This is a genomic window from Curtobacterium sp. AC273 (genome assembly GCF_979253735.1).
In genome coordinates this window covers 43,834-64,795 of sequence record NZ_CEEDDU010000014.1, presented here as the reverse complement: position 1 = coordinate 64,795, position 20,962 = coordinate 43,834, and the positions used below count along the sequence as shown (strand labels likewise).

Here is a 20,962-nt window from a genome sequence, read left to right as displayed (position 1 = left end):
TCTCTCTAGCTGGATTCGTTACGAGTACGGGCGGGATCAGATGTCGTCGACGGACGACGACTCGAACCGCGAGGAGATGTTGATGCCGAGCTCTTCAGCGGCACGGAAGACCTCGTCGTCCGTGTCGCGGAGGCTGACCGCCTGGCCGTCGGCCGAGAGGACCTCGACGTTCAGGCAGAGCGACTGCATCTCCTTCATGAGGACCTTGAACGACTCCGGGATACCGGGCTCCTGGATGTTCTCGCCCTTGACGATCGCCTCGTAGACCTTCACGCGGCCGAGGATGTCGTCGGACTTGATCGTCAGGAGCTCCTGGAGGGCGTAGGCGGCGCCGTACGCCTCGAGCGCCCGCCCTCCATCTCACCGAAGCGCTGGCCACCGAACTGCGCCTTACCACCCAGCGGCTGCTGCGTGATCATCGAGTACGGACCGGTCGAACGGGCGTGGATCTTGTCGTCGACCAGGTGGTGCAGCTTGAGGATGTACATGTAGCCGACCGACACGGGCTCCGGGAACGGCTCGCCGGAGCGGCCGTCGAAGAGCTGCGCCTTGCCGGACGAACCGATCAGACGCTCGCCGTCGCGGTTCGGGAGCGTGGAGTCGAGGAGGCCCTCGATCTCACGCTCGTACGCACCGTCGAACACCGGGGTCGCGACCTTCGTGCCGGGCGCCGCGCTGTGCGCTGCCTCCGGCAGAGCCGAAGCCCACTCCTGGATGCCCTCGACGTTCCAGCCCTGCTTCGCGAGCCACCCGAGGTGGATCTCGAGGACCTGGCCGAAGTTCATGCGGCCGGGGACGCCGAGCGGGTTGAGCACGATGTCGACCGGGGTGCCGTCCGCCAGGAACGGCATGTCCTCGACCGGCAGGATCGTCGAGATGACGCCCTTGTTGCCGTGACGACCGGCGAGCTTGTCACCCGCGGTGATCTTGCGCTTCTGGGCGATGTAGACGACCACGCGCTGGTTGACGCCCGAGCCGAGCTCGTCGTCGCCGTCCTGCGAGTCGAACACCTTGACGCCGATGATCGTGCCCTCTTCACCGTGGGGCACCTTCAGCGAGGTGTCGCGCACCTCGCGCGACTTCTCGTTGAAGATCGCGCGGAGCAGGCGCTCTTCAGCGGAGAGCTCGGTCTCGCCCTTCGGCGTGACCTTGCCGACCAGGATGTCGCCGGGGCGGACCTCGGCACCGATGCGGATGATGCCGCGCTCGTCGAGGTCGGCCAGGAGGTCCGGGCTGACGTTCGGCGGGTCGCGGGTGATCTCTTCCTTGCCGAGCTTCGTGTCGCGGGCGTCGACCTCGTACTCCTCGATGTGGATCGAGGAGAGCGTGTCGTCCTTCACGAGGTTCTGCGACAGGATCATCGCGTCCTCGTAGTTGTAGCCCTCCCACGGCATGAAGGCGACGAGGAGGTTCTTGCCGAGCGCGAGCTCGCCGTTCTCCGTCGCGGGGCCGTCGGCGATGACCTCGCCCTGCTCCACACGCTCGCCGGCCGAGACGACCACGCGGTGGTTGTAGCTCGTGCCCTGGTTGGAGCGGTCGAACTTGCGCAGGTAGAAGGTCTGCGTGCCGCCCTCGTCGAGCTGCAGGGTCACGGCGTCGGCCGAGACCTCGGAGACGACACCGGCCTTGTCGGCGGTGACGACGTCGCCGGCGTCGATGGCGGTGTAGCCCTCCATGCCGGTGCCGACGAGCGGCGACTCGGAACGGAGCAGCGGGACTGCCTGACGCTGCATGTTCGCACCGCGTGAGGGCGCGGTTCGCGTCGTCGTGCTCGAGGAACGGGATGAGCGAGGTCGCGACCGACACCATCTGGCGCGGCGAGACGTCCATGTAGTCGACCTCGTCCTTGCCGACGAGCTCGACCTCGCCGCCCTTCTTGCGGACGAGCACCTTGTCGTCCTGGAAGTGGAACGAGTCGGTCAGCGGGGCGTTGGCCTGCGCGACGACGAACTCGTCCTCTTCCGAGGCGGTCAGGTAGTCGATCGTCTTCGTGACCTCGCCGTTGACGACGCGACGGTACGGGGTCTCGATGAAGCCGAACGAGTTGATCCGACCGAACGACGCGAGCGAGCCGATCAGGCCGATGTTCGGGCCTTCCGGGGTCTCGATCGGGCACATGCGGCCGTAGTGCGACGGGTGGACGTCACGGACCTCGACACCGGCACGCTCACGGGACAGACCACCCGGGCCGAGGGCCGACAGGCGACGCTTGTGCGTCAGACCCGCGAGCGGGTTGTTCTGGTCCATGAACTGCGACAGCTGGGACGTTCCGAAGAACTCCTTGATCGCGGCGACGACCGGACGCACGTTGATGAGCGTCTGCGGCGTGATCGCCTCGATGTCCTGCGTGGTCATGCGCTCGCGGACGACGCGCTCCATGCGGGACAGACCCGTGCGGACCTGGTTCTGGATGAGCTCGCCGACGGCGCGGATGCGACGGTTGCCGAAGTGGTCGATGTCGTCCACGTCGAGGCGCAGCGAGACCGGCTCGCCGTCACGAACACCGTCGAGGTTCGTCTTCTCGGCGTGCAGCGAGACGAGGTACTTGATCGTGCGGACGATGTCCTGCACGGTCAGGACCGAGTCGCTGAGCGGCGCGTCGATGCCGAGCTTGCGGTTGACCTTGTAGCGGCCGACCTTCGCGAGGTCGTAGCGCTTCGGGTTGAAGTAGAAGTTGTCGAGCAGCGCACGCGCGGCCTCGGCAGCGACCTGCTCGCCCGGACGCAGCTTGCGGTAGATGTCCTTGAGCGCCTCTTCCTTGGTGAGGATGGCGTCCTTCTCGAGGGTCGACTCGATCGAGGCGAAGCCCTTGAACTCGTCGAGGATCTCCTCGCTCGTCATGCCGAGCGCCTTGAGGAAGACCGTGACCGACTGCTTGCGCTTGCGGTCGATGCGCACGCCCACCTGGTCGCGCTTGTCGATCTCGAACTCGAGCCCACGCACCGCGCGACGGGATCACGCGAGCGGAGTAGATGTCCTTGTCGGACGTCTTCTCCTGCTGACGCTCGAAGTACACGCCCGGGGAACGGACGAGCTGCGAGACGACGACACGCTCGGTGCCGTTGATGATGAACGTGCCGCGCTCGGTCGCGAGCGGGAAGTCGCCCATGAAGACCGTCTGCGTCTTGATCTCACCGGTCATGTGGTTCATGAACTCGGCGTTGACGTAGAGCGGGGCAGCGTAGGTCTTGCCACGCTCCTTGCACTCGTCGATCGAGTACTTCGGGTCCTCGAGCTCGGGCGACGTGAAGCCGAGCTGCATGGTCTCGCCGAGGTCCTCGATCGGGGAGATCTCCTCGAAGATCTCCTCGAGCCCGGAGTGCAGTGCGAGGTCGGTGCGACCCTGCTCCTGGCCTTCGGCGAGGCGGGCCTTCCAGACGTCGTTGCCGACGAGCCAGTCGAAGCTCTCCGTCTGGAGTGCGAGCAGATCAGGAACCGTGAGGGTGTCCGTGATCTTGGCGAACGAGAGTCGCGAGTGGTTGCGACCGTTCTTGGGGTTGGTGGATGCGTTGGGCGCAGCAGCCAAGGGTTTGACCTCCGGTAGGCCCCGTCGGGCCGGTACTGACGAGCAGCACGTAGGTGAGTGGATTGAACGCTCGGCGCACCCCTCGAAGACACGCGATCACGTGACGGCCGGTGAGCTGTGCACGTGTGCGATGATCTGGGTGAGCGGGACCCGCCGACATATACGGATCCGGCACCACCACGGCACGATCTCAGGTCACGTTCTGATGAACGTGTTGGAAGAAGGCGCTGCGTCGACCGCAATATGACGACACTGATGCCAGGGGGCGCGAACTGCCATCATAGGTCGCGCTGGACGGCGGTGTCCAGTCCTGGCTTGACCGAATTCGGCAGTGCCGTGTATAAGCCGGTGGACCGACCTGGTATTCCCGCTGTGGACCCGGCTGCTCAGCGCACGGAGCGGAGTGCCCGGACGGCGGCTTCCGGGCGACGCGTCCGCACGAACGTCCGCTTCCCGCGGTCATCGGTGAACTCGATGCCGAGTCCCGGCGTGAGGATGAGTGCCCGCACACCCCGGCGCAGTCGCAGCCCGATCCCGCCGTAGGTCGACGCGTCCGCCTCGACCAGTCGCACGTCCACGATCCGCCGCCGCGCGATCCGCCGCCGGGAGCAGCGGCCGGAAGTGGGGGGGGGGGGGGGGGGGGGGGGGGGGGGGGGGGGGGGGGGCAGCACGACGTGGTGGTCCGTCACGGTGAAGCCCGACCGGGCCACGAGCAGCAGGAACCCGACGGCGACGGCGACGAGGGCCGGCACGATGAGCGCGGTCTCGGGGCGCTTCGCCGGGCCACCCGAGCACCGCGGCCGTGGAGTCCGAGACCACCGATGAGCAGCACACCGCCGACGGCGCGCATCCACGTCGGCGCCTGCTCGTGGTCGACGAGCGGCTCGGGCCCGGCCGCGCGGGGCGTCGTGGCGCGGGCCGTGGGGACGGACCGGCTGGGGGCGAGACGGTACGTGGGGACACTCATCGGTGTCGGTCATGGGATCGGGCTCCTGCGGATTTCGTGGTCCGGCGCTGCATTCGTATTTTACATGACGAATGCAGGATTCACGGTGGCCGAGCGCGGGGCTCCGCCACGGGCGGCGCGCAGCAGGGCGGGTGGGTCCGAGCACGCCGACGACGCACACTGGACCTCGGCGGTGGGGGTGCCGAGTGGTCACGCCGCGGTCACGGCGGTGCGGAAGCGCGAGGTGTGGGGCACAGCGCGGATCGACGCACCGGGGTGACGACCGCACGACGATAACCGCCGACCCTTGGCGTCCGCTGGCCGTTCATGTGTACGCATTCAACTGCGGCACCGGCGCAGGACTGTTCAGCGCAGGACGCGGGCCACGGCCTCCGCACGGGTCCGGACGCCGAGCTTCGCGAAGACCTGGTTGACGTAGGACTTCACGGTCGGCACGGTCAGGAACAGCTCGGCGGCGATCTCCGGGTTCGACCGCCCGTCGGCGATGCGCTCGAGGACGTCCGCCTCGCGCGGGGTGAGCTCCGGGAACCGTGCACGAACTCCGGCCGCTGACGGCACGGTGGCCGGCGTCGGAGCAGCGGTGCCGCCGGCGGGTTGGGCGACCAGGCGCGCACCCACGGTGGCGTCGAAGGTCGACTGTCCGGAAACCACCGCCCGGATCGCGGTCGCGATCTCGGCCCGGCCCGCGTCCTTGGTGAGGTACCCGCGGGCACCGGCCCGGAGTGCGGTGACGATCGACTCGTCGTCGGCGAACGTGGTCAGGACGAGGACGGCGACCTGCGGGTGTGCCGCGGCGATGGACGCGGTCGCGGTCGGCCCGTCGACGCCCGGCATCCGCAGGTCCATCAGGACGACGTCCGGCGCCTCGCGCTCGACGGCGGCGATCGCCTCGGCCCCGTCGGACGCCTCGCCGACGACCTGCAGGTCCGGCACCAGGGACAGGACGGTCACCAGTCCGTCGCGCACGATGGCCTGGTCGTCGACGACGAGCACCCGGATGGTCACGACCGGCGATCCTGCGGGTCGGCCGGGGCGTCGGCGCCGGCGTCGGCCGTCGGCAGGTGCATCGCCACCACGAACTCGTCGTCCGACCGCTCGGCCTCGACCGTGGCGCCGCTCGCGAGCTCGTCGAACCGCTCGCGCATCCCGAGCAGGCCGCTCCCGCCGCCGGCGAGCGGGTTGGCCACGACGACGTCCACGGCAGCGCCCGTCCCGGATGACGGACAGGGACACGGGGCGGCCGGGGGCGTGCCTGCGGGCGTTGCTCAGTGCCTCCCGGACGACCTGCACCACGGCGGCACGGTGAGCCGCATCGAGGGCGGACAACGTGGTGTCGCCCTGCGTGACGACCATGCCGCCGAACGAGCGGTGCGCGTCGAGCAGGCCCGTCAGGCCCGCCTCGTGGTCGGTGGTCGGCCTGGAGGAACGGATCGCCGACACGGGACCGGTCGCGTCCGTCGACGTGGTCGGCTCGGCGGCGGGGGCCGACGCGGCCGCGTCGTCCGCGTCGTCTGCGTCGTCTGCGTCGCGCAGCGCGTGCACCGCGCGGCGGGCCTCGGCGAGCCCGTCGGCGGCGAGGGCGCGGGCTTCGCCGGCGCGCTGCGTGGCGTCCTCGACGCGGCCGGCCTCGAGGAGCGCCTCGACGGCGTCCAACTGGAGCACCAGACCGCCGAGCGAGTGTGCGAGCACGTCGTGGATGTCCCGCGCGGCACGGGACCGGTCCGCCAGCAGCTCGGCGCGCTGCTGCTCACGCTCGGCCTCGCGGGCACGCTCGGCGGCGACCCGGAACTGGCGCCGACTGAAACCGATGAGGACGCCGAGGAGCAGCCCGCCGCTCGTCCCGAGGACGAACTGGACCGACGCGTGCTCGATCGTGGCGGACACCGCGATCACCACGATCGCGGCCAGGGCGGCGACCGCCGAGACCCAGATCGGCAGCCGCGGGTTCGCGCCGAGGAGCACGACGCCGACGATCACCGGCACGATCATCAGCGAGTCGGTCGGCACCACGGTCACGGCACCGGCGGCGATCATCACGACACCGGCCACCACGAGGACCCGCGACGTCCGGCCGAACTCGCGGAGCGCCCACGCGGCGAGCGCCACCGCGCCGACGACCCAGACCACGCCGGGTGCTCGAGCTGCACGCCGTTCCGCACGAACCAGAACGCGACGATCACGATGCCGAGCGCGTTGAGGCCCCACGCGGCACCGGAACGCGACCGGCCCCCGGGGAGGTCGGTCTGGTCCTGGCCGGTCAGCAGGGTCACCGGACCATCATGCCGCGCGTCCGGCGGTCGCCGCGGGATCCGCTGGTCGAGGACCACCGCACGGGCCGCGCGGTTCAGCGCGAGGACGAGCAGGATCGTGCCGGTCGAGGTGAGGAGGTGGGCGCCGAAGTGGCCGCCGACGACGTCGAGGCCGATGCGGACGACGATGAGGACGATCCAGAGCCCGGCGCCGAGCCACCCGGTCCGCGACTGGATCGTGCGGCCCTTGTCGTCCGGCGTCCCGACCGTGCGGAAGCGGGTGATGCGCCCCATGGTGAGCCCGACGCCGACGGTGATGAGCGCCTCGATGCCGAGGAACACCACGTCCATGCTGGTGATCGTCGCCTTCGTCTGGGCGAGGACGACCACCCCGATGACGCCCATGATCAGCGGTCCGCGCCAGATCCGCGCCGGGTCGAGGTACTGCCAGGTCGCCTGGCGGTACGCGAGGAACGCGACGAGGGCGATCCCGATGAGGATGTTCGCGGCGAGCTGGACCGACATGGTGTGTGCCTTTCGACGGGGGCCGGCGGGGCGTTCCCGACCGGTGACACCAGCCTCGTTCGCGGGCGTCCACGGCCACACCAACCAGGGGTGGGGACGCGGGTGGTGATCGCCCGGGCCGCCGAGGTGGTGTTCGATTGGGGGCATGGCTGATGCGTTCGACGGGTTCCGGATCGGTGCGGGCTACGCGGTCGTCGAGCCGGACAAGCACCGGCCCGGGTCGTTCACGCTCGTGGTCGACGGCACCCCGCAGTCGCACGTCGACCTCGAGGACCCGACGCACCTCGCGTTCGAGTACATCCGGCGGATCGGGCACGCCATCGACCTGCTGCCCGAGGGGCCGATCACGGCCCTGCACCTCGGCGGCGGTGCGCTCACCCTGCCCCGGTACGTCGCCGTGACGCGGCCGGGCTCCCGGCAGCAGGTGATCGAACTCGAACGGGACCTCGTCGACCACGTGCGGGACGCGCTGCCGTTCCCCCGGGGGGCACTCGATCCGGGTGCGCTACGGCGACGCGCGCGAGGTGCTGGAGCGGCTGCCGGCCGGACTGCGCGGCTCGGTCGACCTGGCCGTCGTCGACGTGTTCGGCGGATCGCAGATCCCGGCGCACGTGACGAGCGTCGAGTTCTACCGGTCGGTGGCGTCCTTCCTGTCGCCGACGGGGATCGTCGCGGTGAACGTGGCGGACGGCGCGGGGCTGGCGTTCGCCCGCGGCCAGGCGTCGACCCTGCAGTCGGTGCTGCCCTCGGTGGCGGCGGTCGCGGACACCGGGATGCTGAAGGGGCGGCGGTTCGGGAACATCGTGCTGCTCGGCTCCCCCACCGACCTGCCGGTGGCGGAGATGCCGCGGCGGTACTCCTCTGATCCGATGCCGGCGAAGGTCGTGCACGGGGGCGGAGCTCAAGGCCTTCATCGCGGGAGCGCCGATCGTCACCGACCAGACCGCGGTGGCGTCGCCGGAGCCGAACCGGAGCGTGTTCGGCGGCTGATCGCTCCGGGCGCAGGAACGTCGACCGGAACGACACCGCCGACCCCGTCCGACTTCGGCGCTGTCGCCCGTTGCGGACGCAACCGCGTCCGGGCCTGGAGGCGCGGGTCGGCGCCGACCCGCGCCTCCAGGCCGGCAGACGGGCACGTCACCGGCGCGAGGCGGCCGTGCGACGGCGAGGCGTTGTCGGGCGCTGCCGGGGCGTGGCTGCCAGGATGGACGGAACGACCGTGCAGGCGCGCGACCGACCGATGGGAATCCCCGATGACGAACGACGACCGGAGCAACGAGGACCGGACCGGCGACGGCCAGGTGCCGAGCTGGGGCGAGCCGCAACAGCAGCCGACCTCCGCCGCCGCCGACGAGCCGCGCTACGGCGAGCGCAGCGCGCAGGACGCTCCCCGCTACGGCGAGCGCGCCCCCGAGGGCGAGACGCCGCAGTACGGGCAGCAGCAGCAGTACGGGTCCGCCCAGTACGGCGAACAGCAGGGGCAGTACGGGCAGCAGCCCGCGGCGTCCTGGGGCGACCAGCACCGGACGCAGCAGCCCTACGCCGCCTCGTCGGCCCCGACGAGCGCCGGGGCGCCCGCGTGGCAGGGCCACGAGGAACCGAAGCGCAAGAAGAAGACCGTGGGGGTCGTGGCGTTCATCGTCGCGCTGCTCGCGCTGGTCGTCGCGGTCATCGGCGGGTACCTGTTCGGCGCTGCGTTCGGCGGCTCCGACGCCTTCCGCCAGTCGATCGAGAACGGCGGGGCGACCCCGAGCGACGCGGACATCATGGCGCTCACGTCCTCGTCCAGCGCGGTCATCGGCTCCGTGCTCTTCTACCTCGGTACGGCGCTCGGGCTCTGGGCGATCGTGCAGGGCATCGTCGCGGCGATCACCAAGCGTGGCCGCGGGTGGGGTGTCTTCGCGATCATCCTCGCGGTCGTCGCGGCGATCGCGTTCGTGGTCACGATCCTCATCGCGGCGGTCGCTGCCAGCGGCATGTCCTGATCCCCGGTCCCCGAGGACGGCCCGTCGTGCAGCAGCACGGCGGGCCGTCCGCGTTCTCGGCACGCGGCGTGACCCCGTGCGCGTGGCACCGCTCGCTCTCGGGGCGGCGCGGCTGCCCTCGAACCGATGTCCCTCCCGCCCGACGACCGCCAGCAGCCCGACCGCCTCGACCGCGCTCGGGAACCCCGTCATGCCGCGCCCGTGACGGCCGGTGTCAGCCCGGGCAGCACGTTCGCCCCGATCAGCCTCCGCCCCGCCGTGGACGCCGACGCGATCCAGCAGCGTCTGCGCGACCTCGGGCAGAGCCGCAGCACCGACGCGCTCGCCGAACGTGCCGAGCTCCTCCGGCTGCTCGGGCGGCTCGACGAGGCCCTCGTCATCGCGGAGGAGGTCTTCCGCCTGACGATGTTCACGGGCGAGCGTGCGGACAAGGTGGCCGCCCGCATCCGCCGTGCGCACGTCCTGCACGACCTCGGTCGCTACGAGCGTGCCGCCACCGAGTCGGCACTCGCACAGGACACCGCCCGGACCGAGGAGTGGCCGGAGCTCGAGGGCGCGGCAGCCGAGCTCGAGGGCTGGTCGCTGTTCGAGCTCTCGCGGTTCGACGAGGCCCGTTCGGCACTGTCGCGGGCGTACCAGGCCTTCCGGAAGGCCGGCGCCCCTCCGAACGCACCGAGGCACTGCGGACCGCTGTCGAGGCCGCGCTCCGCGCCTCCGTCTCGCAGCCGAAGCCCGCCGAGGACCGGCCGCGCACCGCCCGGGACATCGCCGCACGCCGTTCCGACGAGGACGAGCCCGTGACGCGGGTCGCCGAGCCGGTGAAGCAGGTGCCGCCGATCCGTCGCCGGGTGCTGGGTGCGCCGGACGCCGCGCGCACCGAAGCCGACGACCTGTGGGGCCGCATCGCCGCCCGCGCAGCGCAGAAGGGCCAGGCCGGCCGGGACGAACCGGACGACGACGGCCGGTGACCACCGAAGCGACCCACGCGACGGAGACCGCTCAGGCACGACGGGAGCGACAGGCGACGCTCGAGTCCGTCCGCGTTCGCGCCGAGCAGCTCATGACGGCGCACCTCGGCGCCGGTACGTGGTCGTTCGACTTCGACCACGCCAAGACCCGCGCCGGGCAGTGCGACTTCGCCCGCAGACGCCTCACGGTCAGCCGGCACCTGGCCGTCCGGTTCTCCGAGGCCGACGTCGACCAGGTCCTGCTGCACGAGATCGCCCACGCGCTGGCCGGTGCGCGCGCCGCCCACGGCCCCACCTGGCGCCGGACGGCCGGGCGCTCGGCTACACGGGTTCGCGCCTGCACGACGGACCGGTGGCGAGCGAACTCGCACCCTGGATCGGCACGTGCCCGGCGGGCCACGAGCACTTCCGGTACCGCACCCCCACCCGGCCCCTGGCGTGCGCACGCTGTGCACGGCGGTTCGACGCTCGCAACGTCATCACGTGGACCCGACGAGCGGACCAGGAGCGCTCGGCTACCGCATGATCGGCCCTCCGCGAGGGGCGCGCCAGTCAACCCGTTAGCCTGGGCGGATGCACACGGGGCAGCACATCCGCACGGACGCCGGTTCCACCTGGTTCTTCGACGCCGGACGGATCGCCCTCGACTTCGCCCACACCGGCGGGTTCGCCGACGACCCGGACGGTCGACGCCCTCGGGCGCAACTCGGTGAGCTCCTGATGACGCCGGCCGACCTGGACGAATGGCTGACCGACCACACCGAGCCGATCGATGTCGGTGCCGCGGCGCGCGAGCTACAGGACGCCCGAGCGCTCCGCGCTGCGATCCGCCCGCCTGGCGGTCGCTGCGGCACCCACGCCGGCGTCGACCGCGGCGGAGCGCACCGCCGTCGCCGCAGGCCTGCGCGCCGGGACCGGCCGGACGCGCCCCGCGCCCCGACGACATCGACACCGTCAACCTGTTCGCCGCCCTGCCGGACGTACCCCCGAGCCTCCCGGGTGGCCGCCGCCGAGCCGGAGCGAACCGTGTGCGGCTCGCACAGGCGCTCTCGAGCGTCGCGCGCGACGCGGTCTCGCTCTTCACCGAGGTCGGCTTCGACGACGTCGCGGCGGACGGCCAGCCGACCAGGCTGAGTCGCTGCTCAGCCGAGGACTGTGGACTGGTGTTCTACGACTCCTCGCGGGGCGGGACCCGGCGGTGGTGCTCGATGCAGCGCTGTGGGAACCGGGCGAAGGTGCGGGCACACCGGGCCCGGCGCGCGTCCGTCTGAGCACAGGGTCGCGTGGCGTCAAACACGTTCGCGCGGCGTCCGAAACCAAGGATTCGGTGCACCGAATTCTCCTGGCATGCTGGGCTGCATGACCGACACCGCAGCGCCGCCGCGCACGCCGGAGCGCTCCCGCGCCGACGCGGAGCCGGCCTCACCCTGCTCGGCCCGGCGTTCGTCGCCGCGATCGCCTACGTCGACCAGGGCAACGTCGCCGCGAACCTGACGGCCGGGGCGAAGTACGGCTACCTGCTCCTGTGGGTGCTCGTCGCCGCGAACGCCAGCGCAGTCGTCGTGCAGTACCTCTCCCGCGAAGCTCGGCGTCGTCACCGGCAAGTCCCTGCCGGAACACCTCGGGCTGCGGATGAAGCGCACGCCACGGCTGCTGTTCTGGGCGCAGGCGGAGATCGTGGCGGCGGCGACCGACATCGCGGAGGTGATCGGCGGCGCGCTCGCCCTGCACCTGCTGTTCGGGCTGCCGCTGGTGGCGGGCGGGCTCATCACCGGCGTGGTGTCGATGGCGATCCTCACGCTCCAGAGCCACCGCGGCACCCGGACCTTCGAGACCGTGGTCACGGCGATGCTCGCGATCCTCACCGTCGGGTTCTGCGCGGGCCTGCTCTTCGCCCGGGTGTCACCGGGCGACCTCGTCTCCGGACTCGTCCCGCGCTTCGAGGGGTCCGAGTCCGTGATGCTCGCCGCGTCGATGCTCGGCGCGACCGTGATGCCGCACGCGGTGTACCTGCACTCGGCGCTCGCGCGTGACCGCCACGGGGACGTCCCCGCCGGGCCGGGGCGTCGGCGGGTGCTCGTCGCCGCACGGTGGGACGTCGCGCTGGCGCTCATCGTCGCCGGCGGTGTCAACATCTGCATGCTCGTGCTCGCCGCGGCCACACTGCCGGGGGCCGCCGGGACCGACTCGATCCCCGGGCACAGCGCGCGATCGCGGAGCACGTCGGCCCGGTCGTCGGGGTGCTCTTCGCGGTGGGGCTGCCGGCGTCGAGGCTCGCGTCCACCTCGGTGGGCTGCATGGCCGGTGCGGAGATCATGCAGGGGCTGCTGCACGTGCGGATCCCGCTCCTCGCCCGACGGGTGGTGACGCTGGTGCCGGCGATCGTCCTGCTCGCGGTGAACGCCGACGCGACGATGCTGCTCGTCGTGAGCCAGGTGGTGCTGAGCTTCGGGATCGCCTTCGCGATCGTGCCGTTGGTCGTCTACACCTCACGACGGAGCGTGATGGGCGACGACGTCAACGCGATGACCACCCGCGTCGTGGCGGGGGTCATCGCGTTGGTGATCGTCGCGCTCAACGTCGCGCTCATCGTGCTGACGGTGGCCGGCTGACGCACGTGGGCGGACCCCGGCGTCCTGACGCTGGCGGGACCGCGTCGGTCGACGACGCGGACACCCTTCCAGAACGCCACGTAGCCGCTGTAGTCCTTGCCGACGCGGTCGAACGACGACGGGATGGGCGTCGGGTACGACCACGCGTTGTCCTCAGCGCCTGCCCGTCCACGTTCACGGTGAAGTACTGCGTGTCGCCCTTCCACGGGCAGTGGTACTGGGTGGGGCTCTCCGTGAACAGCTCGGACTTCACGCTCGACGGCGGGAAGTACCAGTTGCCCTCGATCTGGATGAGGTCCTCCTGCGGGGCCTCGGCGATCACGGTGTCTCCGACGACTGCCTTCATGGCTGCTCCTTCGCTTGCTCTTCGGGTGTCGTCCGGAACGCTACGCGCGCGAGGTCGATTCCCGCAGGGTGACGAGGCCGTCCTGCGCGGCGAGCGCTGCCTGCACGTCGGAGGGCTCGAGGGCGGTCCGCCCGACTCCGATGCGCTGACGGGGTGCTTCACCGCACGACGGAGTCCGTGTACGCCGCACAGGCCGCTGCCGCCTCGGGCGAGGTGTGGTCGATCCCGACCTCGGTGAGCGCGTCGACGACGGCCCCGGCGGCCAGCAGGTCCTCGACGGCGAAGTCCGGTGCGTCCGGCACGTCGGCGGCTTCGCCCGCCGCCTCGGCCGCGTCGTCGCCGGGTGCGTGGTGGCGTCCGGCGGCGACGATCGCGACGACGCACCGGTCGCCGCGTTCGGCCTGGAGGCGCGTCACACGCCCGGCGATCGCCGTCGCGTTGCCGGAGGTGGCCGAGCACCACCTCCGGACCGTCCGGCAGCTGCGCGGCGAGGGAGCGCAACGCTCGCTGGCGCTCGCGCTCGGTCACGCCCGCGGAGCCCGGCAGCGCGTCGACCCACACGAGCAGGTGGGTGTCCGGGGCGATGCGTTCGGCGCCGCCGGTGCCCCATGCGAAGCGGACCTGGTACTTCTGCTGCGTGCGTGCTGCCACCCGATCCACGATAGCCGCCGGGAGGACCCTGACCTTTTCCACAGGTGACCCTCCCGCGGGGTTCCCGTCGGGGTGGCGACCATAGGATCGGGTGCCATGGAGATCGCCCCGCACCCACCCTGACCGGCGACCGCGTGACACTCGAGCCCCTCGGGGCGGAGCACGCGGACGACCTCCGGGCGGCGGTCGCGGACGGTGATCTGTGGCGCACCTGGTACACCTCGATCCCCGCTCCGGCGCAGGTCGACGACGAGATCGAGCGCCGTCTTGCGGAGCACGCCGCAGGCCGGATGGTGCCGTTCGCGGTGCGTGACCGACCGACCGGCCGCGTGGTCGGTGCCACGACCTTCATGAACGTCGACACCGCGAACCGCCGCGTCGAGATCGGCAGCACGTTCCTCGCCCGGTCGGCGCAGCGCTCCGGGATCAACACGGAGTCGAAGCTGCTCATGCTGTCGCACGCGTTCGACGTCTGGCAGTGCATCGCGGTCGAGTTCCGGACGCACTGGCACAACCTGCAGTCCGGACGGCGATCGCTGCGCTCGGCGCCAAGCAGGACGGCGTCCTCCGGAACCACGCCGTCGGCCGCGACGGCACGCTGCGCGACACCGTCGTGTTCTCGGTGATCGCGTCGGAGTGGCCGGCGGTCCGGCTGTCGCTGGCCGAACGGCTCCGCCGGCACGACCGGGCAGGAGGGCGCACGACGCCGCTCCGCCCGGCACGCCTGACCCTGCGAGCCTGACCCTGCGCGCCTGACCCCGCGCGCCTAGCCCTGTGCGCCCCCGCTGCGGACGGTGCGGCCGTTCAGTGGCTGCGTCGGCCGGCCGTTCCCCTCGTGCGCCTCGGTGAGGGCGTCGACCTGGTCCTGCCCGAGTTCGACCGGGGTGGCGAGGACGGCCCACCGCACGCCCTCGGTGCACGGGGGCGTGGTGAGCGAGCCCTCGTAGCTCCAGTACGAGCGCTCGGCCGGCAGCATCTTCCGGGAGGTCGACCGTCGCCGGCTGGGCCGCGTCCCCGTGCGCCCCGCGGACGTACTCGTCGAAGGCCGGGTTGTCCGCGCCGACCCTGCCGAACACCCCGACGACGAGCAGGTGGCCGTCGGCGTCGGCGTGGACGAAGTGCAGCTCGATCGGCGAGCGCTTCCCCTCGACCGTGTGCTCGGAGCCCGCGTGGAAGTGCATCTGCTGCAGGTGGTAGTCGACGCCGTCGACGACCGTCGTCTCGCCGTCGCCCACGGTCAGCTGCACGGTGTGGCCGTTGTCGGCCGTCGTGCCCTCGACCACGGCGTCAGGGACGCTGAGGTCGATCGGCGCACCGGATCCGAGCCGTGGCAGGTCGATCAGGGGACTGGCGCTGCCCGGCCCCGCACGCGGCGTTCTCGTCCGAGAGCCCCGCCCAGTGCGAGGGCCCGTCGCTGCCCTCGTAGCCCCAGTGGGCCGCGGTCGGGGTCGGAGTCGGGACGGCCGTCGTCGCGCTCTGCGTGGCACAGCCGGCGAGCGCCAGCGTCGAGAGGGCGAGGACGGGAAGGACGCGAGAGAAGCGGTGCATCCTGTACATATTACATTTCACAGGGCGAACGAGGGATCGCCAGCGCGCCGGAGTAGCGTCCACGCCATGCACGTCGGCCTCCGGATCGTCCTCGACGCGCCGGTCGACGCCGTGCGCGATGCCCTGCTGTCCCCGGCCGTGATGGTCGCCGTGACGAAACCGTTCCTGGTGTACCGGTCCCGCGACCCGCAGGGTTTCCCCCTCGGTGGGTGCCCGGCGAGCCGCACCCCATCACGGCGAGCGCCTTCGGGGTCGTCCCGAGCGGCGACACCCACGTGGACCTCGACCTCTACGAGGTGCAGGGCGTCCCCGTGCAGCGGGACAACGGGGGCGGGGTCTCCGGCCTCTTCGGACGCATGACCATGCAGCACCGGATGGCCGTCCGGCCCACCCCCGACGGCCGGACCCTGCTCGTCGACCGACTGAGCTACCGGATGCGCCCGGCCGTGCTCGGTGCCCTGCTGTGGCCGGGGATGTGGGTGATCTGGCAGTGGCGGGCACTGCGGATGCGGTCGATGGCACCCCAGTGGCGGCGACACCGCCGGGCCGCCGCCTGACCGCACCGGCGTCTCCCTAGGATGTCGGGATGCACACCGCCGCGTCCCACCGGCCCGCCGCCGAGGTCGAACAGGCACTGTTCGCGTTGAACGACGGGACCCACCCGTTCGAGGTGGTCCGGAACGGCCAGCGGATCGAAGCCGTCTGGCGACACGGCGCCCGAGGTCCGGGGGGTCGTGTTCGGCTCCGTCGAGTGGCGGTACCGCGTGACCCTGCTGGGCGAGTCCGGCCAGTACAAGGACAGCGTCTTCGCGAAGAACTTCGACGACGACAACACCTACTTCGACTTCCGGTCGACGGACGTCAGCCGTCCGGTCAAGGCCGTCCTCGCCGAGCACGGGTGGGTGCACCGGCCGAACGCCTTCAGCCGGTTCTTCCGGGGCCTGCTCGGCCGCTGATCGGTCGCCGGGTGCCCGTCGCGCGTCTCGAGCCTCCCTCAGGTACACTCGTCCGCGTCGGTCCACGCTCGCACTGTCGGCCGACATCGTCACGGAGGGGGACATCCGATGAGCAGGTACGCGATCGATCCAGGCGGCGTCTCGAGCGTCCTGACCGGGGTGGACGGCGACCTCGAGAAACTCACGACCGCCGACGCCGCGGTGCTGGCAGCAGCCGAGGCGGCGTTGTCCGCGGTCGGCAGCTCGCGCGCGCGGCCCGGGCTCGAGCGACTGCTGGACGACTTCCGCAACGTCGTGCCGAACCTGCACGAGCGGATCACGGCCGCGCACGTCGCCGCGACGTCGGCCACGCAGGCCTACGTCGACGCGGACGAGGAGATGGCCGCGAAGACCCCCTCCGCGGACGACGCGGGCTCCGGACGGTGAGCGCCGCCCTCGTCGACGCCGGGGCCTTCCCGACGATCGACGCCGACGCCGAGGGGCTGCGCGCCGCCGCCGAAGGACATGCGGTCGAGCGCGAAGACCGTCCACACCGTCACCGACGCCATCGACCGCACCTGGAACGGCCTCGGGCTGTACTACCTCGCGCAGGAGACGGAGCAGCTCCTCGGCGCGACCTTGGCCCCGAAGTGGCAGGCCGCTGCGCTCGCCGAGGCGTTCGACCGGGCCGCGACGGCGCTCGAGACGTTCGCCGACGCCGTCGAGACGGCGAAGAAGGCGCTCGCGGGTGCCGAGACCGCAGCCGCGGCGCTCCGATCGGACGTCCGCACGTCGGCGTCCTCGGACGCTTCGTACGACTGGCACGACGACCCCGCCGTGTCGGTGAAGAACGCGATGATCGAGACCTCCGTGCTGCTCGCGGCGATGCAGTACGACACCGCCGCGAAGGCGTGCTCGACGACGCTCGACGGCATCGCCCGGGACACCGCCCCGGACCACGCGACCGGTTCGTCCTCCGCGCACGGGTGGCAGACGGACACGGGTGCCTCCGCGTCGGCCGACGGGCACGACGCCGAGGCAGAGGGCGCACGCTCGGGCAGGTGTCGGCGCCGAGGCCGAGGGGTCGGCCTCGAAGGACGGCGTCGGATCGGCGAGCGGGAAGTCGTCCGCCTGGGCCGGCGTCGGTGCCGACAGCAGCGCCGGAGCGCACCAGGACGGCGACGGCGTCTCCGCCGACGCGACGGCTGAGGCCAAGGCCGGGGCCGAGGCCCACGCGGAAGGCCACGCCGAGGGAACGGCATCAGCCTGGACGGGATCGCCGACGCGTTCGCGGGCATCATGCTCTCCGGAACGGCCGCGCTGAGCGCCAACAAGTACACCGGCGTGCACGGCAAGGTCGGTGTCGAGGGGTTCGCCGGGGCGAAGGCGGACGGCAGCGTCTCGCAGGAGAACGGCTTCAACGGCACGGCGATCGACGGCAACGCCCGCGCCGGAGCGGGCGTCGGCGCGGACGCCCAGTTCGACGCGGGACCGCAGGGCGTCGGCGCGAAGGCCGGCGTCGAGGGGTTCGCCGGGGCCGACGCCGGCGCCACGCTGCACCGCTCCTTCATGGGCATCGACGTCGGCATCGGCGCCAAGGCCAAGGTCGGCGCCGGCGGTGACGCGAACGTCGGACTCGTCGTCACGCCGGAGGACATCGCGTTCGACGGCAAGCTCGGCGCCGCCCTCGGTCTCGGCGCAGGGGCCAACGTCAGCATCGACATCGACCCGGAGGAGTTCGTGAAGGACCTCCAGTCCGTCCTCCCCTTCTGACCGTGCAGGAGCACCTCGTGACCACAGTCCGATCCGACACCCCGCCCTTCGTCCCGACCCCCGTCGTGGGTCTCGACGTCCCAGCGGGGGGGGAGCCGCTCGTGCTCCCCGACGCGCTCGTCGCCGTGGCCGAGACCGAGACCGAGCAGCAGGGCCCGTTCCGCGCCAACGTCGTCGTCACCGTCCGTCGGGTCGCGACGACCGCGGACGGCGGTGCGGCGCTGTCGCTCGCCGTCGAGCAGAACACCGCCGCGCTCGAGGCAGCAGAGCGCTGGGCCGAGCTCGGATCGGAGTACCGCACGGTGCTCGGTCTCGACGGCTACCGGGTCGAGGGCGCGTTCGTGATGCCCGGCGTGGGCACGGTCTTCCAGGCCCTGCAGCTCGCCACGATCGACCACGGAGCCGTGGCCGACGTCATCGCGCTCACGGCGACGTGCGGCGCGGACGAGGGCGAGCGACTCGTACCGGTCCTGCGAGCGGTGCTGGAGTCAGCCCGACTGCACTGAGCGGAGCGCTCAGTTCTTCGGCTCGTCGGCGACCTCGACGTGCACGGAGTACTTCGAGCCGGAGACGTCGCGCACCTCGACGGTCGCGTCGTACTTCGTGGCGTCCCCCGCTGCACCGATGTCGCAGTGCACGGTGTTGCCGTCCTCGAGGTCGATCGCGTCGTCGCCGCAGTCCACCTGTGGTCGCTGCCCCACGCTCTTCTCGAGCGCGTCGGCGACGACGGTCTCGAACTTCGAGGGCGAGACCGTGCTGTGCACCGACGCGGAGAACGAGCACCCGCTGGCCGCCAGGGCCACGGCCGCTCCGATCATCCCCGTCGCGAGCATCCGCCGGGAGCTCCGAGTCATGGCCATCGTCCCCTCGTTCGTGGTCATCGCGCCAGTCTGCCATGCCCAGGACGCCCCGCGGGCGTAGCCTCGTCGTGTGAGCCAGACGCAGGAGCCGGGAACCGACGACCGCGTGCACAGCACGCTCGCCACCGTGGACTGGCGGCGGATGACGTTCGACCTGTACCGCCGCGTGCGGGCGACCGGGGACCCGGAGACCGCCCACGCGATGTGGCGCGAGACGCGCGACGCGATGTTCGGGAGCACCCGGCGAGCCCGCTCCTCGACGAGGACGCGCGCGACTTCGAGTCCCTGCCCGTGCCGGACTACGACCCCTCCTGGCGCTTCCGGGCGCGCATCGAGCCGGCCGAGTCGGTCGCGATGGACGTCGAGACCGGCACCGACGGCATCGTGCACTTCGACCGGCTCGGGGTGGTCACGCTCCCCGGTGTCGGATCGCTCGACGTGTGGGCGCACGGCGGCTACGCCGGCGGGGTGTTCATCCCGGTGAAGGACGCGAGCGCCGGCAAGGCACGCGGCACCTACGGCGGGGGCCGCTACCTGGTCGACACGATCAAGGGCGCGGACCTCGGCGGCGACGACGGGGAGATCGTCCTCGACTTCAACTTCGCGTACAACCCCTCGTGCGCGTACGACCCGGCGTGGGCCTGCCCGCTCGCGCCGCCCGGCAACACCGTCGCCGTGCCGATCCCGGTCGGCGAGCAGTACGACTTCGACGAGCAGTCCGAGCACCACGACATCCAGGGTGGAACGCATGTCATCGACGAGTCTCGTGGCGCTGGACGCCGGCGGACGCATCCCGCCGTTCGAGCAGGTGCAGTCGCAGATCGCGGCGCAGATCACGGCCGGGTACCTGGTCGACGGGGAGCGGCTCCCGAGCGTCCGCACGCTCGCGGACGAACTCGGGCTCGCAGCCGGCACGGTCGCGAAGGCCTACCAGCTGCTCGAGGAGTCCGGCCTGGTGCAGACGGCACGCGGGGCCGGCACCCGGGTGATCCGCCCGGCCGCGGTCCCCGAACCGGTGGCCGATGCGGCACGTGCACTCGCTGCGGCGGCGCGGGCGGCCGGGTTGTCCGCCGACCAGGCCGCAGCAGCGCTCCGGGACGCCTGGCCCGCCTGACCCCGGCGCACCGCGCTCAGCAGTGCTCGAACACGTGGTCGTCGTCCGACGGCGTGACCAGGTCGCGGTCGCGCAGGATCGTCATCGCGGGGCGGTCGTCGTCCGCGCAGACCGAGGCCCACGAGCGGTCGGTCTCGTCCGAGTACTCGACGTCGATGACGTGCTTCCCGTAGGCCTTCGTGTACGCCGAGCACTCCTGGTAGTGCACGCACTCCTCGGCGACGACGAAGTCGAACCCCGTGGTCTTCCGGCCGGAGGCCCCGAGCTGCGGGGTGTTCTTCTGCCCACGGCGAGCCCGTGCTCGTGCCCGACCCGGACGAGCGCCGCGGCGGCGCGGGTTCCCGGACCGCGTCAGCACGCCGTCGAACGGGTCCACGAGTCGAGGTTGTCGAACTCCACCGCGTCGAAGCCCCGATCAGCGCACCGCGCGATCGACGTCGTCAGCACCTTCACGATCTCCGCGCGCTTCGCCGGGGTGCGGGTGTCGAGGAGCATCTCGTCGGGCCACCCCGGGTCGGACACGGGGTCGCCGTCCTCGTCGCGGAGCACCGCGGACGCGTGGTCGTCGAGCCAGGTGTCGGCGTCCTCCGGCTGCGTCTGGAAGCCGTTGACGTAGCAGATGCCGTACTTGCCGGGGGCCGGACGGTCGGTACTGTCCCGCTCGACGATCGTGACGCCGGCCGGCGGGGTGTAGCCACCGCCGAGCTGGTAGTCGGGGATCCCCGACGTCGGCGGGTTCGCGTACCCGGCACCCGATGACGAAGAAGAAGAAGCGGACGACGACGGGGCCGCGGCGGCACAGCCGCTCAGGCCGATCACCGCCACGGCGACGGTCGCGACGGTGAGCAGCAGGGTCCGGTCTCGCACGATCCGATCCTCCCACGCTATGATGGAGCTACTCGA

The 20,962-nt window shown here is 71.8% G+C and carries 23 protein-coding genes and 8 pseudogenes; 20 read left to right on the top strand and 11 right to left on the bottom strand.

Going from position 1 to position 20,962, the window contains the following annotated elements:
• Positions 1-36 precede the first annotated feature (36 nt).
• A pseudogene (gene rpoB / locus ACZ8AI_RS21475) lies at positions 37-3,526 on the bottom strand (DNA-directed RNA polymerase subunit beta).
• A 499-nt stretch (positions 3,527-4,025) separates the two neighbouring features.
• Here rpoB and ACZ8AI_RS21470 point away from each other — a divergent pair.
• Positions 4,026-4,220: a hypothetical protein gene (locus ACZ8AI_RS21470; RefSeq protein ID WP_464859785.1), complete on the top strand. Its 195-nt coding sequence runs from the start codon at positions 4,026-4,028 to the stop codon at positions 4,218-4,220.
• Here ACZ8AI_RS21470 and ACZ8AI_RS21465 read toward each other — a convergent pair.
• Positions 4,212-4,493, bottom strand: coding sequence for a hypothetical protein (locus ACZ8AI_RS21465; protein WP_464859784.1), 282 nt, complete (start codon positions 4,491-4,493; stop codon positions 4,212-4,214). The two genes, ACZ8AI_RS21470 and ACZ8AI_RS21465, sit on opposite strands and share 9 nt — an antisense overlap.
• Positions 4,494-4,557: 64 nt before the next feature.
• Between ACZ8AI_RS21465 and ACZ8AI_RS21460 the strand changes: the two genes are divergently transcribed.
• The gene (locus ACZ8AI_RS21460; protein WP_464859783.1) at positions 4,558-4,752 is read left to right on the top strand and encodes a hypothetical protein; all 195 of its coding nucleotides are present in this window, start codon (positions 4,558-4,560) and stop codon (positions 4,750-4,752) included.
• Between the two features lie 86 nt (positions 4,753-4,838).
• Here ACZ8AI_RS21460 and ACZ8AI_RS21455 read toward each other — a convergent pair whose 3' ends face one another.
• Positions 4,839-6,620, bottom strand: coding sequence for a response regulator (locus ACZ8AI_RS21455; protein WP_464859782.1), 1,782 nt, complete (start codon positions 6,618-6,620; stop codon positions 4,839-4,841).
• Positions 6,527-7,267, bottom strand: a complete 741-nt coding sequence (locus tag ACZ8AI_RS21450) for a hypothetical protein (protein WP_464859781.1) — start codon at positions 7,265-7,267, stop codon at positions 6,527-6,529. The genes ACZ8AI_RS21455 and ACZ8AI_RS21450 overlap by 94 nt, the downstream gene beginning before the upstream one ends.
• Before the next feature lie 145 nt (positions 7,268-7,412).
• Between ACZ8AI_RS21450 and ACZ8AI_RS21445 the strand changes: the two are divergent.
• From ACZ8AI_RS21445 to ACZ8AI_RS21405, 9 genes and pseudogenes are all read left to right on the top strand, one after another.
• Positions 7,413-8,257, top strand: a pseudogene (locus ACZ8AI_RS21445) (spermidine synthase).
• Positions 8,258-8,520: 263 nt separating this feature from the next.
• A complete protein-coding gene (locus ACZ8AI_RS21440; RefSeq protein WP_464859780.1) occupies positions 8,521-9,252 on the top strand; it encodes a hypothetical protein in 732 nt (243 codons plus the stop codon).
• A 126-nt stretch (positions 9,253-9,378) separates the two neighbouring features.
• Entirely contained in the window at positions 9,379-10,053 is a 675-nt protein-coding gene (locus ACZ8AI_RS21435) for a hypothetical protein (RefSeq protein WP_464859779.1), read from the top strand.
• A complete protein-coding gene (locus ACZ8AI_RS21430) occupies positions 10,050-10,220 on the top strand; it encodes a hypothetical protein (RefSeq protein ID WP_464859778.1) in 171 nt (56 codons plus the stop codon). The genes ACZ8AI_RS21435 and ACZ8AI_RS21430 overlap by 4 nt, the downstream gene beginning before the upstream one ends.
• On the top strand, positions 10,217-10,933 hold the full coding sequence (locus ACZ8AI_RS21425; RefSeq protein ID WP_464859777.1) for a SprT-like domain-containing protein: 717 nt from the start codon (positions 10,217-10,219) through the stop codon (positions 10,931-10,933). The genes ACZ8AI_RS21430 and ACZ8AI_RS21425 overlap by 4 nt, the downstream gene beginning before the upstream one ends.
• Positions 10,857-11,354 carry an ABATE domain-containing protein gene (locus ACZ8AI_RS21420; protein ID WP_464859913.1) on the top strand — a complete coding sequence of 166 codons (498 nt, stop codon included), beginning with the start codon at positions 10,857-10,859 and terminating at the stop codon, positions 11,352-11,354. The genes ACZ8AI_RS21425 and ACZ8AI_RS21420 overlap by 77 nt, the downstream gene beginning before the upstream one ends.
• Positions 11,249-11,491: a CGNR zinc finger domain-containing protein gene (locus ACZ8AI_RS21415; protein ID WP_464859776.1), complete on the top strand. Its 243-nt coding sequence runs from the start codon at positions 11,249-11,251 to the stop codon at positions 11,489-11,491. Before ACZ8AI_RS21420 ends, ACZ8AI_RS21415 begins: the two co-directional genes overlap by 106 nt.
• Before the next feature lie 88 nt (positions 11,492-11,579).
• A complete protein-coding gene (locus tag ACZ8AI_RS21410) occupies positions 11,580-11,714 on the top strand; it encodes a hypothetical protein (protein WP_464859935.1) in 135 nt (44 codons plus the stop codon).
• Positions 11,675-12,832, top strand: a pseudogene (locus ACZ8AI_RS21405) (Nramp family divalent metal transporter). Before ACZ8AI_RS21410 ends, ACZ8AI_RS21405 begins: the two are co-directional and overlap by 40 nt.
• A 47-nt stretch (positions 12,833-12,879) precedes the next feature.
• Here ACZ8AI_RS21405 and ACZ8AI_RS21400 read toward each other — a convergent pair.
• A pseudogene (locus tag ACZ8AI_RS21400) lies at positions 12,880-13,178 on the bottom strand (DUF427 domain-containing protein); the annotation flags it as partial.
• A gap of 158 nt (positions 13,179-13,336) precedes the next feature.
• Positions 13,337-13,594 (bottom strand): hypothetical protein, encoded by a 258-nt coding sequence (locus ACZ8AI_RS21395; RefSeq protein ID WP_464859775.1) that lies wholly within the window; start codon positions 13,592-13,594, stop codon positions 13,337-13,339.
• A gap of 321 nt (positions 13,595-13,915) precedes the next feature.
• Here ACZ8AI_RS21395 and ACZ8AI_RS21390 point away from each other — a divergent pair.
• A pseudogene (locus ACZ8AI_RS21390) lies at positions 13,916-14,571 on the top strand (GNAT family N-acetyltransferase).
• A gap of 24 nt (positions 14,572-14,595) precedes the next feature.
• Here the strand turns inward: ACZ8AI_RS21390 and ACZ8AI_RS21385 are convergent.
• Both ACZ8AI_RS21385 and ACZ8AI_RS21380 read right to left on the bottom strand, forming a co-directional pair.
• Positions 14,596-14,811: pseudogene (locus ACZ8AI_RS21385) on the bottom strand (carbonic anhydrase family protein); the annotation flags it as partial.
• A 91-nt stretch (positions 14,812-14,902) separates the two neighbouring features.
• A pseudogene (locus ACZ8AI_RS21380) lies at positions 14,903-15,112 on the bottom strand (carbonic anhydrase family protein); the annotation flags it as partial.
• Positions 15,113-15,586: 474 nt separating this feature from the next.
• On the opposite strand from ACZ8AI_RS21380, the gene ACZ8AI_RS21375 reads away from it, so the two are divergent.
• The 6 genes from ACZ8AI_RS21375 to ACZ8AI_RS21350 all read left to right on the top strand — a co-directional run bounded on the left by ACZ8AI_RS21375 (position 15,587) and on the right by ACZ8AI_RS21350 (position 18,591).
• Positions 15,587-15,934: a hypothetical protein gene (locus ACZ8AI_RS21375; RefSeq protein ID WP_464859774.1), complete on the top strand. Its 348-nt coding sequence runs from the start codon at positions 15,587-15,589 to the stop codon at positions 15,932-15,934.
• A gap of 177 nt (positions 15,935-16,111) precedes the next feature.
• Complete coding sequence (locus ACZ8AI_RS21370; protein WP_464859773.1) at positions 16,112-16,333, top strand: hypothetical protein; 222 nt, start codon at positions 16,112-16,114, stop codon at positions 16,331-16,333.
• A 108-nt stretch (positions 16,334-16,441) separates the two neighbouring features.
• On the top strand, positions 16,442-16,759 hold the full coding sequence (locus tag ACZ8AI_RS21365; RefSeq protein ID WP_071290931.1) for a DUF6507 family protein: 318 nt from the start codon (positions 16,442-16,444) through the stop codon (positions 16,757-16,759).
• Between the two features lie 78 nt (positions 16,760-16,837).
• The gene (locus ACZ8AI_RS21360) at positions 16,838-17,521 is read left to right on the top strand and encodes a hypothetical protein (RefSeq protein ID WP_464859772.1); all 684 of its coding nucleotides are present in this window, start codon (positions 16,838-16,840) and stop codon (positions 17,519-17,521) included.
• A 90-nt stretch (positions 17,522-17,611) separates the two neighbouring features.
• Positions 17,612-18,085: a hypothetical protein gene (locus ACZ8AI_RS21355; protein WP_464859771.1), complete on the top strand. Its 474-nt coding sequence runs from the start codon at positions 17,612-17,614 to the stop codon at positions 18,083-18,085.
• A gap of 17 nt (positions 18,086-18,102) precedes the next feature.
• The gene (locus tag ACZ8AI_RS21350; RefSeq protein WP_464859770.1) at positions 18,103-18,591 is read left to right on the top strand and encodes a hypothetical protein; all 489 of its coding nucleotides are present in this window, start codon (positions 18,103-18,105) and stop codon (positions 18,589-18,591) included.
• Positions 18,592-18,600: 9 nt separating this feature from the next.
• Here the strand turns inward: ACZ8AI_RS21350 and ACZ8AI_RS21345 are convergent, their stop codons facing one another.
• Positions 18,601-18,939 (bottom strand): DUF4333 domain-containing protein, encoded by a 339-nt coding sequence (locus ACZ8AI_RS21345; RefSeq protein WP_464859769.1) that lies wholly within the window; start codon positions 18,937-18,939, stop codon positions 18,601-18,603.
• Positions 18,940-19,087: 148 nt separating this feature from the next.
• On the opposite strand from ACZ8AI_RS21345, the pseudogene ACZ8AI_RS21340 reads away from it, so the two are divergent.
• Both ACZ8AI_RS21340 and ACZ8AI_RS21335 read left to right on the top strand, forming a co-directional pair.
• Positions 19,088-19,647 (top strand): annotated as a pseudogene (locus ACZ8AI_RS21340) (DUF1684 domain-containing protein); the annotation flags it as partial.
• Positions 19,648-19,693: 46 nt separating this feature from the next.
• Entirely contained in the window at positions 19,694-20,059 is a 366-nt protein-coding gene (locus ACZ8AI_RS21335) for a GntR family transcriptional regulator (RefSeq protein WP_464859768.1), read from the top strand.
• Between the two features lie 16 nt (positions 20,060-20,075).
• Here the strand turns inward: ACZ8AI_RS21335 and ACZ8AI_RS21330 are convergent, their stop codons facing one another.
• Complete coding sequence (locus tag ACZ8AI_RS21330) at positions 20,076-20,435, bottom strand: endo alpha-1,4 polygalactosaminidase (RefSeq protein WP_464859767.1); 360 nt, start codon at positions 20,433-20,435, stop codon at positions 20,076-20,078.
• Positions 20,411-20,926 carry an endo alpha-1,4 polygalactosaminidase gene (locus ACZ8AI_RS21325; RefSeq protein WP_464859766.1) on the bottom strand — a complete coding sequence of 172 codons (516 nt, stop codon included), beginning with the start codon at positions 20,924-20,926 and terminating at the stop codon, positions 20,411-20,413. The genes ACZ8AI_RS21330 and ACZ8AI_RS21325 overlap by 25 nt, the downstream gene beginning before the upstream one ends.
• Positions 20,927-20,962 lie beyond the last annotated feature (36 nt).